The organism is Microbulbifer regidiadema (SeqCode) (assembly GCF_052467605.1).
Map to the genome: position 1 here is coordinate 4,368,345 of NZ_CP174316.1, position 15,045 is coordinate 4,383,389.

A 15,045-nucleotide genomic window follows, 5' to 3' on the forward strand; every position below is an offset into this window, starting at 1 on the left:
GATTTTTTGATTGTGGGGTTACTTGGCGCGCAAAGCGATAAAGGCCTCTTTGATATGTTCAACAAAGTCTGCGGCCGTTTTTGACAGGGGTTGGTTGGCGTGATGGAAGCACTTCAGTTTAAATTCTATCGGCGGACTAAAAGGCGTGCTGACCACCTCGCCACGATTATCTGCCGCAGCGGTAAACTCATCAAAAATAGAAAAACCGAGCCCCCGCGCCACCAAGTTTTTGGCCAGGTAGTAAGTCTGTGCCTGAATGGAGGTTTTGGGCATAATATTTTCAGCAGAAAAGCGCTGGCTCAATAGATCGCCCAGGGGCCCGGTGTTGGAGATTGAGATAAACCCCTCTTTATCGATATCGCTGAGTTTAATCTGCTCTCGCTCGCTGCTGGCCGAGTCCGCCGGAGCAATATGCACCAGTTGCCCGGTGCCAATTTCTATGGCTTCAATGCTGGGATGGTTGCGGTCAGTAAATACCAAGGCTAAGTCATTTTCGTATTCGTAGATTGACTCTATCGCTTGATCGTAGTGTTTTGTTTTAACGTCAAAGGTCACATTGGGAAATTTTTTGTGGTAGTGCTTAATCGCATCCGGCAGAAGATTCAGGCCCAGTGCAGGCATACAAACCACGCGAATATGGCCGTGGGTGTGCTCTTTTAAATTCTCCGCCGTTTTCTTGATCGCGTTGATTTGCTGGTAAATCTTGCGAACTTCTTCGATAAGCGAGTGAGCTTCGGAAGTGGAGACCAGTTTCCCCTTTACCCGCAGGAATAATTTGAACCCGAGCTGCATCTCTGCATGACTCAATACTTTACTGACCGATGGCTGAGATACGTTCAGTAATTTGGCTGCATCGGAGATGGAGCCTGTGTTGTATACGGCATGGAAGACTTCAATATGACGGAGGCGCATTTCAGACCCATATTATCGTTATAAAAGCTTTGGGTAATAGACACAGGTTATACGTGGGTTAATTAAAGTCAATAGATGATAAAAATATTTTCAGCATAATTACGGTTCGGGTTCAGGGCCGAATAAAACACTTTCCCACAACAGCGACAAAATAAGAGGGGATTGAAATGGCATTTTTAAAACGATCTAAACTCAGCTCACTTTTCAGGCAAAATTTAGTATCCAGTTGCTCACTTCTGCTAATGGCACCTTTGGCCGTGGCGCAGGAAAATACTGAGTCTAGTGCGCTTGAGGAGGTTACTGTCGTCGGTAGCCAAATCAAGGGGGCCGATGTCGAAGGTACTCTGCCGGTATCGGTTATTGGCGAGGAGGATATTGCACTCATGGGGGCGGCTTCTGGGGATGAGTTGTTGCGCTCTATTCCGCAGATGGGACAAGTTGGTTTTAACGAGTCGGTGACGACCGGGGTAAATGCGGCGCGTGGCGATGTTAATTCTATTAACCTGCGCAGCCTCGGCACCGGCAATACTCTGGTGCTGTTAAACGGCCGTCGCATGGTATTGCACCCGGGCACGCAGACCGAAAACTATATTCCAGTGGTGACTGTGAATTCCAATACCCTGCCAGTCAATGGCCTGGAACGGGTAGAGGTATTGCGCGATGGCGCTGCCGCACTGTACGGGGCGGATGCGGTTGCCGGGGTGGTTAATTATGTGATGAAGAAGGACTACGACGGCGCTGTGCTCAATGTGCGCTACGGTTCTTCAGTGGGCACTGAACTCGATGAAGTCACAGTGAATGGCGCTAACGGTTTTGAGTTTAATGACGGTGCCACCAAGCTGAACTTGACTGGAACCTACTATAACAAGAACGGTTTTTATGCGAGCGAGCGCGATTATTCGGCCAATTCCGACCTGCGCGGCTTTTTTACTGGCGACTCTCTATTTGAGGGGGATACCAGCCTTGATAACCGCTCAAGCACCCACGGTTGGGGCGCTTTTGACTTTGATGATCTGGGTCTGCTGCATGTGCGCCCAACCGATTTGGTGCAGGACGACGGATCGAGTGTCGACGCGAGTGATTGCTCCTACTCGCTGAGTGATTCTGATATTTGTCTGGATGATGGCGGTGGCGACCGCGCACTGCGCGGCAACCGAAACTCTGTGCGGATGCTGTCACCAGATTCTGAGCGGATCAATTTATTTAGTTTCCTGACCCATGAGCTGGCGAATGGCTCGGAATTTTATAACGAGCTGGGCTATTACCGAGCGGAGGTCGATCGGGTGCGTGAAGCGGCCGGTCTGCTCTCCAACAGCCGCTTTGAAGTGCCGGCAGATTACTACTGGAACCCCTTTGGTCCCGTGTATTTTGATGATGGTACCCTCAACCCCAATCGAATTGTGCCTGCCGGGGATGAGAATGTACCCGATGAGGGCCTCGGCTTTACGCTGACAACCTTCACCCCTTACGACGTTGGGTTGCGCAAGATTAATGTGGTCGACACCAGCTATCGTTTTGTGAGTGGCTTGCGCGGTAACTGGGGTGATTGGGATTGGGATACCGGCTTGGTTTACAGTGAGGCCGAGACCATAGACAGTACCGATAACCGCGTCAGTCACAGTCTGTTTCAGCAGTCGCTGATGCTCGATACCGAAGATGCCTACAACCTGTTTAGCGGTCTCGATGTGGATGACCCAACCAGTCTCACCGACCCCACGCCCAACTCCGAGGAGGTACTGGATACCTTCCGTATCAATGTAAAAAGACAGAGTAAAACCACCCTGGCTCTGGCAGATTTCAAAGTCTCTAATGCCAATCTGTTCAGTCTCCAGGCTGGGGATGTGGGCCTGGCTGCCGGTATCGAATGGCGCGAGGAGAGCTTTGATGAAAATCGTGATGACCGTTCCGATGGCACTATCCAGTTTACCGATGAGGTGACCGGTGAGCTGGTGAATGTCAGTGACATTATGGGCAGCAGTGCATCGCCGGATGCCAGCGGCTCGCGTCGGGTGATGTCGCTGTATGCCGAAATGTTGGTGCCGCTCTTGCGCGATCTACCTCTGGTAGACAGCCTGGATATGCAGCTGGCGCTACGCCATGAAAACTTCTCGGATGTGGGCAGTGTGACCAAGCCTAAGTTGGCCCTATCGTGGTACGTCAACGACTGGTTTCAAATTCGCGGCGCCTACTCCGAAGGCTTCCGTGCCCCCAACCTGATGCAGTTGCACCAGGGCGCCGTATCGGTGGTGAATACCCGTACCGACCCGGTGACCGGAGAATCGGTGGGCTTGGAAGAGCAGCGTCTGGGCAATGCCGATCTACAGCCGGAGGAAAACTGGAGTCACACTTACGGTTTTGTCTTAACACCATTTGATGGTTTCACCTTTACCGCTGACTATTGGGATATCAGACAAGAGGGTGTGGTGGGTATTCTCGGTGCGAGCAATGGCCTGGCGCTGGATGCGGTGCTGCGTGAGCAGGGTTCTTACAACCCCAATGTTATTCGCGCAGAAACCAGCGATGGTTCCGTGGGTGAGCCCATTTTATTCCTGGATGAATACCTCAATCTGGACCCGCGCGATATCAGCGGTGTAGACGTTAGTGCGATGTATTCCTTCGATACCGACATCGGCAATTTTGATCTGAAATGGAACGGTGCTTATCTCATTAAATTTGATCAGGACCCCAGTGAGGAAATGCAAATCCTGATTGATGCCGGAGAGGTGGCCAGCAATGCGGGCAGTCTGATCGGCGAGGATGGCCGCCCCCGTTGGCGTTCCACCATGTCGATGAACTGGCGTCAGGGTCAGTGGGGCGCGGGTGTTTTTGCCCAGTACACCAGTGCTGTGACAGATACCAGTACCCTGGCTGACAGCGATACTGCGGCACCTGATACCGCACTGCCTATCGATAGCTATACAACGGTTAACACAAATGTGGACTACCGCTTTACCGGTGGAATGAGAGATGGCCTAAGGGTTCGTGTGGGTATGAATAATATCTTTGATGAAGAGCCAGATATTGCCGATGAGCAAATGGGCTATTTCGGCAGCCTCTATTCCAATCGCGGCCGCTATGTCTATCTCGATGTGGCAAAGAACTTTTAATGCGCTTTGTTGTTGGACTTTAACGGGGGAGTAACTCCCCCTTTTTTCTTGAAGCTCTGTCTGAGGCGGCATTATCAGCGCGGCAGAGCCTTCTACTCCTTAAATACAATCAGTGACGACGACAACATAAGAAGAGGTTGTAGTTTTGACCATTCGTAAGCACACAGTTGCCAGCTTGATATCGATGCTGCTCGCCGTGTTGTCTCCTCTCAACTTTGCCGCCAGTGGTCCTTACAATATGGGCCGGGATGGGATTGTTCGCTATGAGGATGTCTTTCATCCGGTGGTGGGGCGCAGCGCGATGGTGGCCACACAAAATGCACTGGCCAGCGATGTCGGTGTGCAGATTTTAGAGGCCGGTGGCAACGCAGTGGACGCGGCGGTTGCCATCGGATTTGCGCTAGCGGTGACACTGCCGCGAGCGGGTAATTTGGGTGGCGGTGGCTTTATGTTGGTCCACCGCGCCGACGGTAAAAAAACGGTTGCAATCGACTATCGCGAGACGGCCCCAAGTGGTGTTTCGGCCGCAGATTTTCTCAACAGTGATGGCAGCAAAAATAGAGCGACCAGCCGCAGCTGGCACGCTATAGGTGTTCCCGGCACTGTGGCCGGTTTACATCGGGCGTGGCGGGACCACGGTAGCGGTAAGCTCAGTTGGTCGCAGTTGTTACAGCCGGCGATTACGCTGGCTGTTAAGGGCTTTGTGGTCAATTACGACCTGGCTCAGCTGTTGCAGGCCAAAAGCGAGTGGCTGCGACAGGATACCGCTACCGCGAAAGCGTATTTTAAGGCCGATGGCAGCAGCTATCGGGCTGGAGAAACCCTGCTTCAGGCTGATCTGGCTTGGTCGTTAGAGCAAATCGCCAAACATGGCCCAAAGGCTTTTTATCAGGGGGCCATTGCTGACAAAATTGTTGCTGCTATGCAGCGGCAGGGTGGCCATATTGACCGCGAAGATTTAGCCGGCTATACCGCGAAGTACAGAACCCCGGTGGTGGGTGATTACCGTGGCTACCAGGTTGTTTCTATGCCGCCGCCCAGTTCCGGTGGTGTGGCGATTATTGAGACACTGAATATTCTCGAGCAATTCCCCCTGACGCAATGGGGGCGATCCGCACAGACCTTCCACGTAATGGCCGAGGCGATGAAGCGCAGCTTTGCCGATCGCGGTCAGCATCTGGCCGACCCGGATTTTTACCCGGTTCCACAGCAATGGTTGATCGATAAAAAGCGCGCAGGCCAGCTTGCCACAACGATCAAACTCGACCGCGCAACGTCGTCGGAGCAGCTCGGCGGACACAGCTTGCCAGAGGAAAGCCCCTCGACCACACACTTTTCGGTGATCGATGCCGAAGGTAATGCGGTATCCAATACCTACACCCTGGCTAACTCGTTTGGTACCGGCCATATGGTCGAGGGAACGGGGATATTGATGAATAACCAGGTGTATACCTTTTCTGTGCAGGCGGATGTTGAGGGTGCGGCAGGTTTTTCTGCAAGCAAGGCAAATCGGCTGGAGCCGGGTAAGCGTCCGGTCAGTTCACAGTCACCGACAATCGTGCTGAAAGAGGGCAAGCCCTTTTTGTTGGTGGGCAGTCCTGGTGGCAGCCGCATTATCAATGTGGTGACACAGGTAATCAGCAATGTCATTGACCATAAAATGAATATAGCCGAGGCCACCAATGAGCGGCGTATTCATCACCAGTGGTTGCCGGATATTCTCGAGGTTGAACCGGGTTTTAACCGCGACAGTATGGCGCTGTTGCGGGCCAAAGGGCACAGGGTTGAGGAGACGCGCACTATGGGCAGCAGCCAATCGATTATGGTGCACGATGGCTATTATTTTGGGGCTTCAGACCCCCGCCGGCCCAATGCCAAAACCGTTGGGTTGGATTAAATAAAAGCAGTTTGTTGGGGTGGAGCCCCGGGAATATATCAAGTGAATAATAATTTTTGCTTTTTTATAAAGCGTTAATTAGGGGGAGCGGATTGCAATGAATGATTATGAATTTGTTGATAAATATGCAACCGATGCTGTTGCCGTAAACCCCGCCAATGAGCTGCTGACAAAAGCAGCAATTCAGCAGGGGCTGTTGAGTGCAGAGGAACCGCTGGTCGGTTTTGTGGATATTGCCGGGGTGGAGCACACGGTACAGTCTTTACATCAGGCTTTTCCAAAACACTTTACGCATCATTTTGCGGTGAAGGCCAATGGTATGTCGGCGGTATTAAAGCTGCTGAAAAAACTCGGCATGAGTGCCGAAACGGCAAGTCCCGGCGAGCTGGAACAGGCGCTGAATGCGGGCTTTACTGCCGATCAGATTGTGTTTGATGAGCCGGCAAAAACCTTCGGGTTGATTCGCCGGGTATTATCCCTGGGCGCCACTTTACATATCGATAATTTCGATGAAATGGCACGGGTGCAAGAGATCCTGGGCAATGACCCAACTTGCGGCGAGTTGGGCTATCGAATTAACCCTCAAGTGGGCAGTGGTCAGATTAAAGCGATGAGTACCGCAGGGCTACACTCCAAGTTTGGTGTGGCCCTTGATGATTACGGTAATCGTGAGCGTATTATCAATGACTATTTGAAGTACCCCTGGCTCAATACGATCCATACCCATGTTGGCTCCCAGGGCTGCCCCTTTAATCTGATGGCGGAGGGGATCGCCAAGGTAGTGGCGCTGGCCAAGGAGATTAACAAACGCGCCGGAGAGCAGCGTATCCGTTCAATTGACATTGGCGGAGGTCTGCGGGTGAATTTTTACAGTGATAAAGTGACACCCACCTACCGTCAGTACGCCGACTTCCTGAAAGAGCAAGTTCCCGCGCTATTCACGGGCGAGTTTAAAGTGAAAACCGAGTTTGGCCGTGCGGTGATGGCGAAAAATGGCTGTATTTTATCTCGGGTGGAATACGCCAAAAACAGTGGTGGACGGCATATTGTCACCACTCACGCCGGTGCCCAGATTGCCGCGCGCACTATTTTTATGCCGGAGGCCTGGCCTCTGCGCTTATCCTCTTTCGATAGTCGCGGTGCCAGTAAGACACAGAATTTTATCGAGCAGGATATTGCCGGCCCCTGCTGTTTCTCGGGAGATGTCATCGCCAATCGGCGGGTAATGCCAAAGCTCGACAGTGGCGATTATGTCATGCTCCACGATACCGGTGCGTATTATTTTTCCAATCCATTTTATTATAACTCCCTACCGGCACCGGCGGTTTACGGTTATCGAATTAGCGCGGCAGGCTCGGTACAGTTTGAACAATATCGGGCAGCGCAAACGCTTGGCGAGATGATGCAGGTCGTGGGTTAAAAATAAGAGCGAGAAGAGTTATGTTGATGGTTGAGAAAAGCAAACAGTTGATATCATCATTTCTGCTGACAGCGCTGCTGCTCGTATCTGTGACGAGTGAGGCGGCAAGTCATGTGGATGAAAGCGCAGCGATTATCCGCTATGACAGTATTCACCACCCGGTAATCGGCACTGGTGGCATGGTGTCAAGCCAACGCCAGCTGGCCAGTGAAATTGGTGCGGATATTCTTCGCCGGGGCGGCAACGCGGTAGATGCGGCCGTGGCTACGGGCATTGCCCTGGCGGTAACTTTACCCAGGGCCGGAAACCTTGGCGGTGGTGGCTTTATGCTGGTCTACCTGGCCAAAGAAGACAAGGTACTGGCGCTCGATTATCGCGAGATGGCACCGGCGGCGGCTCACCGGGATATGTACCTGAACCCCGAGGGCGATGTAGATACCCAAAAAGCCCGCTTCAGTTATCTCTCATCGGGGGTGCCTGGCACTGTGGCAGGGCTGGCCTATGCCTTGAAAAAATACGGCACCATGAGCTGGCAAGAGGTCGTGGCCCCCTCGATAGAACTGGCAGAAAAAGGTTTTGTGGTCTCCTATGATCTGGCTGAGAACCTGAAAAGTCGCCAGGCCTGGCTCACGGCCAATACGGCCACAGCCAAAGCCTATTACAAGCGCGACGGTGTTCCCTACGAGCCCGGCGAGGTACTGGTGCAAAAGGATCTGGCGTGGAGCTTAAAACAGCTGGCAAAACACGGTCCGGAGGCTTTTTACCAGGGCGCAATCGCCGATAAAATTGTTGCGGCGATGCAAGCGGGGGGTGGTCTGATTACCCGCGATGACCTGGTCAACTACCGGGTGCAAGAGCGCGAGCCGGTCTCCACCGATTACCGTGGCTATCAGGTGATATCAATGCCGCCCACCAGCTCCGGCGGTGTCCATATTATTCAGATGCTCAACATCCTGGAGCAGTTTCCGATCGGCAAAATGGGTGCGGGCAGTGCCGATGCCACCCACCTACTGGCGGAGGCCATGAAGCGCGCGTACGCGGATCGCAGTGAACACCTGGGTGATCCGGATCACTTCGCCGTGCCGATTGCCGGCATCACCAGTAAAGCCTATGCGCGGGAATTGGCCGAGGGTATTTCGCTGACAAGCGCGACTCCCTCGGCAAAAATCCACGCGGGCAACCCCGCGCCCTATGAGAGCCCTGACACCACCCATTTTTCTGTTATGGATGCGCAGGGCAATGCGGTGTCCAATACCTATACCCTCAATTTTTCCTACGGTTCCGGAATCGTGATCCCCGGTACCGGTATTCTGATGAATAATGAGATGGATGATTTTTCCGCGAAGCCCGGTGTGCCCAACGCCTTTGGCCTGGTGGGAGGGGAGGCCAATGCCATTGCCGCGCGCAAGCGCCCTTTGAGTTCAATGACACCGACCATGATATTTCGCGAGGGCAAACCCTACGTGGTAACTGGCAGCCCGGGAGGCAGTCGTATTATCACTACGGTGTTGCAGGTATTGGTCAATGTTATGGACCACCAAATGAATATTGCCGATGCGGTCCACGCGCCCAGAATTCACCATCAATGGCTGCCGGACCAATTGGAACTGGAGCCTGGCTTTAGTCCGGATACCATCAAACTGTTGCTGCAAAAAGGGCAGCAGGTGAAACAGGGTCGGGCCATGGGCAGTGTGCAGTCCATTATGTGGAAAGAGGGATTGTTTTATGGTGCCTCTGATCCCCGCCGTCCCGATGCTGGAACAGTAGCTGTGCAATAAGCGCAGCGCGGGTAAATTTATAACGCTAAAAAGCCATCGGCTGTGGGGGGGGAAGATGAACGGGATAGGGCGAAAGGGCCACCAATTAATCAAGGTTTTTAGCCTGCTACTGGCCGGTATAATCTTCTCGACCGGGCTGTCTGCCAAAACCGCAGCGCATAATACGGTTATTACTGGGCGAGTGGTGGATGAGCAGGGTAAAGCGATTACCGGGGTTGAGATCAATAATAATGATGGCGTGGTTTTTACCCGCAAGGGCAACTTCCGCCTGACGCTGGCTGCCGAAAATATCTATCAGCTTAAATTTTCTGCGGCCGGCTACTACCCCCTAACCCATACTTTTTCCGCCCATGAATTAACGCTCAGCGATGGAAAAATTCCCGACGTTACCCTGGTGGCCCGAAAACCCGGCCGGGTGATGTTGGCTTTTGCGGGTGACTTAATGACAGGGCGGCGTTATTACAAGCCGCTAAAGGGGGACAAGCCCCTGCTGCGTGAGGGCAGTGATGCCGCACAGTTTAAACAGCTACTGGCCCCGATCAAACCATATCTTGTCGATGCGGATATCGCTTCAGTCAATTTGGAAGCGGTTCTGGCTGGTGATAAGCCCGGCACGGAAACGCCGAAAAGTGTCACTTTCTATTCCCGTCCGCTCACCCTGGCGGCATTAAAATGGGCGGGCATCGATTACGTCACTTTGGGCAATAATCACCTGTATGACTTTGGCGATGCCGGGGTAACAAGCACGCTCGACGCCCTGCGGGAGAGCGGCTTGAAATTTTCAGGGGGCGGGCTGAATGAGCCCCAGGCACTTGAGAGTGCTCTGTTGCAAGGGGGCTCACAGCAATACAGCCTATTGGGCTTTGTGGGCTGGCGCGGTAACTTCTCCCCCAATCAGGTGGCCGAGGGAGAAAAAGCCGGGGCCGCCCTCGGCAGTGAAGTGAATATAGCCCGTACAGTGGCCCGCGAAGCCGCCGAGCAGCGCCCGGTGGTGGTGCAGTATCACGGCAGTGAAGAGTACAGTTACGCGCCCACTGAACTCAGCCAGCGCCGTATGAAGCTGGCCATTGACCGGGGAGCCGATCTGGTTATTGGCCATCACCCTCATGTGCTGCACGGCTTTGAGTTATACCGGGGCAAGCTTATCGCTTACTCCCTGGGCAATTTTTTATTTGACCAGTATTTTCAGGAGACCCATCGATCTGCGCTGCTGTACGTATGGATGGATGGCGAGCAGTTTGTGCGGGCTGAGGTGGCGCCGCTCTATATTCAGCACTACCAGCCCACACCTGCGGTTGGGGCTGTGCGGCAGCATATTCTCCGCCGCCTACAGCATCAATCCTTTCTAAATGGACTGTCTCTGTCGGCCAGTGGCGGACACGGGGTTATTTTGCCGGATAGTGGTAAACGAGCCCGCAAAGCGCTGAGCGCTGGCACTGCTCCGCTGGCGCCTACACCGGGCCTGTGGGCGGGCAAGCTGCCGTTGACTTGGCAACAGCAATTGCCGGCGCTCGAGGGGATTGATCCACAGGCGAGCTGTACCAGCGGCCGCGATCTGTTGGTGACCGGTGATTTTGAATCCGATCGGCTGCTGCCTGGGCAGCCTTCCACCTGGCGCCTGTCCCCCGCCAGTAGTATCGATGCGGGAACTGCCCGTTCGGGAGATCACTCGATGGTACTGCGCGGAGATAGCGGCGGCCTTGCCGGGGCGGTTACCCGTGGCTTTCACCGGTTGGTGGAGGCGGCGCCACAGGCATCTCACTCGCTGCTCGGCTACGCCCGCTCGACGCAGCCACAGTCGCTACAAGTCTGTTTGGAATACGCCCCTCGCAAGCGCGCCTTCTCACAATCGTTGGCGTCTGCGGAGCGGGAATGTTTCGGCACTGTTGCAATCGGCGGGGACGACTGGCAGGCGTTTCGAGTCGACTTCCCGCCGCTGGACAAACAGGCGGTTAAAGGCTATCGCCTGCGCTTGCAGGCAGCTGTTGCCGAGGGCGAGGCTATTACCCTCGATGACCTGGCCTGGGTGGCCTGGGATAAAACCGCCCCCTGTGCACAACTGGGCGATGGGGTTACCAATATCGATGCGTTGGCCTTGGAGCCCCAGGGTGAGGCAGCAGTGGATTTGCAGCCGGAGGTCCCGCGCCACTGAGTCTCTTGTGCTCGGGCTTACTCTCTTTGGTTATCTCTTGAGGTCTCTACTTCGCGCTGTGGCTGCTGTCCGACTCGAGGTCTGCGAGCAGCGATAGGTCTTTTTCGTCGGATTGAACTGGGTGCCGTGTAAGAATTGGCGCTATCACTCGACTAAAGTGAACAGAGACGCTGATGATGGAGTGAGCTAAATGGGTGGTGTTATGAATCGCCTGAGCTGCGGGTACACAGGCTTTGTGCGCTATGCGCGCAAGATCGACTGGCTGGGGCCGCTGTTGTTGCGGATTTATCTGGCGCCGATTTTTATCCTCGCGGGTATGAATAAGGTGAGCCATATCGAAGATATTGCCGCCTGGTTTGGCAACCCCGACTGGGGCCTGGGCCTTCCGGCGCCCATGTTGATGGCCTGGATGACTGCACTGGTGGAGCTTGTTGGCGGTGTCGCTATCCTGGTGGGAGGCGCGACCCGGCTGGCGGTGATTCCGCTGATGTTTGTGATGGCGGTGGCGGCGGCCACGGTCCACTGGGAGTACGGTTGGTCGGCACTGCCGGATAAAACCCTGAGCGTGCCCTGGGAGTGGCGCAAGGATTTGATTGAAGGGGCCTCGGTGCGCAAAGAGAAGATTGTTGGTCTACTGAAAGAGCACGGTAACTACGAATGGCTAATGGAAACTGGCGGCGTAACCATTCTAAAGAACGGTATTGAGTTTGCAGCGACCTATTTCATTATGCTGTTGGCGCTATTTTGTAGTGGGGCTGGGCGCTTTTTCAGTGTGGATTACTGGCTGTGCCGTCACTATAGCGGGCAGGGAGGTGCCTAGAGATGTTATACTCGCCGATTATTTGAACATTTGAGCGAGTATTTCACTTGATAGGAAAGTTGTTCCGCCGTTCCTCCTCCAAAGAGGATAAGGGCTCCCGCCGGGGAGAAGACAGCTCCGAGCGCCGAAAAGAAGGGCAAAAGCCGTCTGATAAGGCTGCCAAGGGGCGTACAAAATCCGCACAGGCGGAGGGGAAGTCGCGCAGGGGCAGTAGCAGAGGTGCTCAAAAAGGGCGCCAGCGCAGCAGGGCGCCGAAGGCTTCGGCACCCTGGTCCCTGGATGAATTCCAGGTGGCGGAGCAGGAGGACAAGGTACGCTTCCACGACCTGGGACTGCCCGATGAGTTGATGCACGCTATTTACGATCTGGGTTTCCAGTATTGCTCACCTATCCAGGGCCGTTCCCTTCCCCACACTCTCAATGGCCACGATTTGGTGGGCAAGGCGCAAACCGGTACCGGTAAGACCGCCGCCTTCCTGATCACTGTGATTGACGATCTGCTCAAGCATCCCTTTGATGGGGAGCGTTACGCCGGTGAAGCCCGCTCCCTGATTATCGCTCCGACCCGCGAACTGGTGATGCAGATTGCCGATGACGCCAAGGCGCTGTGTAAACATACCGACCTGGAGATTCACACTCTGGTTGGTGGTATGGATTACGACAAGCAGCAGAGAAACCTGAATGAGCGCCTGGTGGATATCCTGGTGGCTACGCCAGGTCGTCTGCTGGACTTTGTCGGCAACCGGGATTGCTACCTGGATCAGGTGGAAGTTTTGGTGATCGATGAAGCGGATCGCATGCTGGATATGGGCTTTATCCCCCAGGTGCGTCGCATTGTGCGCCAGACCCCGCGCAAAACCCACCGCCAAACCATGTTCTTCTCTGCCACATTTACCCCTGAGGTTGATGATCTGGTGGAGCAGTGGACCGATGACCCGGTAGTTGTGGAGATTGAGCCGGAGCGCGTGGCCACGGATTCGGTGGAGCAGCATGTCTATCTGTCTGCCAGCGAAGAAAAGTACACCTTGCTCTATAACATTGTGCAGCGGGAAGAGGTGGATAGCCTGATCGTGTTTGCCAACCGCCGCGACCAGTGTCGCCGCTTGCACGAGCAGCTTCTCGCCCACGGTATTTCCGCCGGTCTGCTCTCCGGTGAAGTGGCGCAAAACAAGCGGGTTCGCACCCTCGATGACTTTAAGTCCGGCAAAACCAAGGTGCTGGTGGCTACCGATGTCGCCGGGCGCGGTATCCATATCGACGGCATTAGCCATGTGGTGAATTTTACCCTGCCCGAAGAACCTGAAGATTACGTACACCGCATCGGTCGAACTGGCCGAGCGGGTAAAACCGGCACGTCTATCAGTTTTGCCTGTGAAGATGATGCTATGCGTTTGGAGCCTATTGAGCAGCTGCTCGGTGGCAAGCTCAAGTGTGAAGTACCGCCGGAAGAGCTTTTGGTGGAACCTCCCAAAGTAAAAGTTCAACGCAGTCACGGTGACCGCGATGGACGTCGCGGTGGCTCTGGTGGGCATCGCCGCCCACGCCGGCACTGACTTTCCCTGTTGCTGCAAGGGCTTGTTACCCTTGCAGCATCGGCATTAATGGCCTTGGTGGATTTTGAGTTCTCAATCCTGCCCTAAAGTTAGGTATTTTAGCCTGTTGCAATAAGGCCAAGCCCCACTGTTTAGCGTTGCTCCTGCAATTCTGGAGTGGCTCGCATGCTGACTCCCCCACTCAATAAAAATTACAGTTAATACTCCGATGCGCACCCTCTATCTACATATCGGCTTCCATAAAACCGGCTCCAGCTCCCTTCAGTTGGCGATGAAAGAGCAAGAGCAGGCCCTGAATAGGGCCGGCTTCGAATTCCTCTCCCTGGGAAAAAAGGGCAATTCCTCTAGCTGTGTTGACGTTGTCGAGGAGAGAGAGCAGCTCCATTTTCAAGTTAATTCACGCTTCGATAAATTGCTTGCTACTAGGCGCAGCGACCGAACTATAGTGTCGGCAGAGCATCTTTGCTACTTGTATCAGCGCGATGATATTGAGCGCGTTCAGCGAGTATGTGCCAAGTATTTCGATAAGGTTGTGGTGATTGTTTACCTGCGTAGGCAAGATCTACAGGCGATATCCTTTAAAAAACAAGGGGCGAGAGGGGCCGCGTCCAAGCGGAGCTCTTCAAGTAAATTACTTGGCCACGACGAAGGGGCATTTCCCTCCCTCAGTAAGGATATTGAGATCTACTACGACTATTTTGCCAAATTAAAGGTGTGGGCGTCGGTATTTGGAGCCGATGCCCTCAAGGTTGGGCTTTTTAGTCGGGAAGCCTTGCACGGTGGCGATATTGTGAGTGACTTCCTCACTTTACTTGAGGGCGATGTAGAACTGTCGGCTCGGCAGGTGAATGAGGGTGTGGCAAGAAAGGAGTTTTTACTCACCCATAAATTATTGGCATTGGGGGTGGCGGAGTCCGAGCTGATTAAGCTGAAGCCAATGATGCAAGAGGATGACACTCAGCTGATACCATCGCGGAGTGATGCCCGGCAATTCTTTATGCACTTCAAAGATTCCAATCAACAGCTGAACGATACCTTTTTGAGTAACGATTCAGGCCTGGCATTTGATACGGATTTTTCTGGCTATCCCGAAGAGGGAAATGACTGGATTAGCGTGCGCGAGCTATCTGAGTGGATTCCAGAAATTCTGTCTGCGGGTATTCAGAGGCCTGAGGGGTTGCGCGATGCACTGTTGGCAGACAAGCTCCAGCAGATGATCGGCAGGGGGCTTTCTGGGGAGGCGTTGACGCGGGAGCTTGAATATTTGGCCAAGTGCCTGTCGGCAACGGCTTATATTGCCAGGGGACAGCAGCCTTGGTATCGGGCCCTGAAAAAAAAGAAAACCTCAGGTCGGTGATGTCAAATACACAGCCCTCTGCATGAGAGGGCTGTGTATTTTTAGGCGG

The 15,045-nt window shown here is 54.0% G+C and carries 9 protein-coding genes; 8 read left to right on the top strand and 1 reads right to left on the bottom strand.

The features are described from left to right. Positions 1 to 18: 18 nt before the first annotated feature. The gene (locus tag ACJJIF_RS19750; RefSeq protein WP_444929978.1) at positions 19 to 912 is read right to left on the bottom strand and encodes a LysR family transcriptional regulator; all 894 of its coding nucleotides are present in this window, start codon (positions 910 to 912) and stop codon (positions 19 to 21) included. Between the two features lie 242 nt (positions 913 to 1,154). On the opposite strand from ACJJIF_RS19750, the gene ACJJIF_RS19755 reads away from it, so the two are divergent. The 8 genes from ACJJIF_RS19755 (at position 1,155) to ACJJIF_RS19790 (ending at position 14,996) form a co-directional block, all read left to right on the top strand. Next, a complete protein-coding gene (locus ACJJIF_RS19755) occupies positions 1,155 to 4,019 on the top strand; it encodes a TonB-dependent receptor domain-containing protein (protein WP_444929979.1) in 2,865 nt (954 codons plus the stop codon). Positions 4,020 to 4,164: 145 nt separating this feature from the next. Further along, positions 4,165 to 5,916 (top strand): gamma-glutamyltransferase, encoded by a 1,752-nt coding sequence (gene ggt, locus ACJJIF_RS19760; RefSeq protein ID WP_444929980.1) that lies wholly within the window; start codon positions 4,165 to 4,167, stop codon positions 5,914 to 5,916. Between the two features lie 97 nt (positions 5,917 to 6,013). Continuing rightward, a complete protein-coding gene (locus tag ACJJIF_RS19765) occupies positions 6,014 to 7,336 on the top strand; it encodes a type III PLP-dependent enzyme domain-containing protein (RefSeq protein WP_444929981.1) in 1,323 nt (440 codons plus the stop codon). 26 nt (positions 7,337 to 7,362) lie between these two features. Next, positions 7,363 to 9,114 carry a gamma-glutamyltransferase gene (gene ggt / locus ACJJIF_RS19770; RefSeq protein ID WP_444929982.1) on the top strand — a complete coding sequence of 584 codons (1,752 nt, stop codon included), beginning with the start codon at positions 7,363 to 7,365 and terminating at the stop codon, positions 9,112 to 9,114. Between the two features lie 55 nt (positions 9,115 to 9,169). After that, complete coding sequence (locus ACJJIF_RS19775; RefSeq protein ID WP_444929983.1) at positions 9,170 to 11,266, top strand: CapA family protein; 2,097 nt, start codon at positions 9,170 to 9,172, stop codon at positions 11,264 to 11,266. Positions 11,267 to 11,456: 190 nt separating this feature from the next. Next, a complete protein-coding gene (locus ACJJIF_RS19780; RefSeq protein WP_444929984.1) occupies positions 11,457 to 12,086 on the top strand; it encodes an HvfX family Cu-binding RiPP maturation protein in 630 nt (209 codons plus the stop codon). Between the two features lie 47 nt (positions 12,087 to 12,133). Beyond that, positions 12,134 to 13,639 (top strand): ATP-dependent RNA helicase RhlB, encoded by a 1,506-nt coding sequence (gene rhlB / locus ACJJIF_RS19785; protein ID WP_444929985.1) that lies wholly within the window; start codon positions 12,134 to 12,136, stop codon positions 13,637 to 13,639. A 208-nt stretch (positions 13,640 to 13,847) separates the two neighbouring features. After that, positions 13,848 to 14,996 carry a hypothetical protein gene (locus ACJJIF_RS19790; RefSeq protein WP_444929986.1) on the top strand — a complete coding sequence of 383 codons (1,149 nt, stop codon included), beginning with the start codon at positions 13,848 to 13,850 and terminating at the stop codon, positions 14,994 to 14,996. Positions 14,997 to 15,045: the final 49 nt, after the last annotated feature.

Excerpts from the sequence above, each read along its gene's own strand:
- ACJJIF_RS19750 (WP_444929978.1), bottom strand. The coding sequence starts at position 912 with ATGCGCCTCCGTCATATTGAAGTCTTCCATGCCGTATACAACACAGGC.
- ACJJIF_RS19755 (WP_444929979.1), top strand. The coding sequence starts at position 1,155 with ATGGCACCTTTGGCCGTGGCGCAGGAAAATACTGAGTCTAGTGCGCTT.
- ACJJIF_RS19765 (WP_444929981.1), top strand. The coding sequence starts at position 6,014 with ATGAATGATTATGAATTTGTTGATAAATATGCAACCGATGCTGTTGCC.
- ggt (WP_444929982.1), top strand. The coding sequence starts at position 7,363 with ATGGTTGAGAAAAGCAAACAGTTGATATCATCATTTCTGCTGACAGCG.
- ACJJIF_RS19775 (WP_444929983.1), top strand. The coding sequence starts at position 9,170 with ATGAACGGGATAGGGCGAAAGGGCCACCAATTAATCAAGGTTTTTAGC.
- ACJJIF_RS19780 (WP_444929984.1), top strand. The coding sequence starts at position 11,457 with ATGGGTGGTGTTATGAATCGCCTGAGCTGCGGGTACACAGGCTTTGTG.
- ACJJIF_RS19790 (WP_444929986.1), top strand. The coding sequence starts at position 13,848 with ATGCGCACCCTCTATCTACATATCGGCTTCCATAAAACCGGCTCCAGC.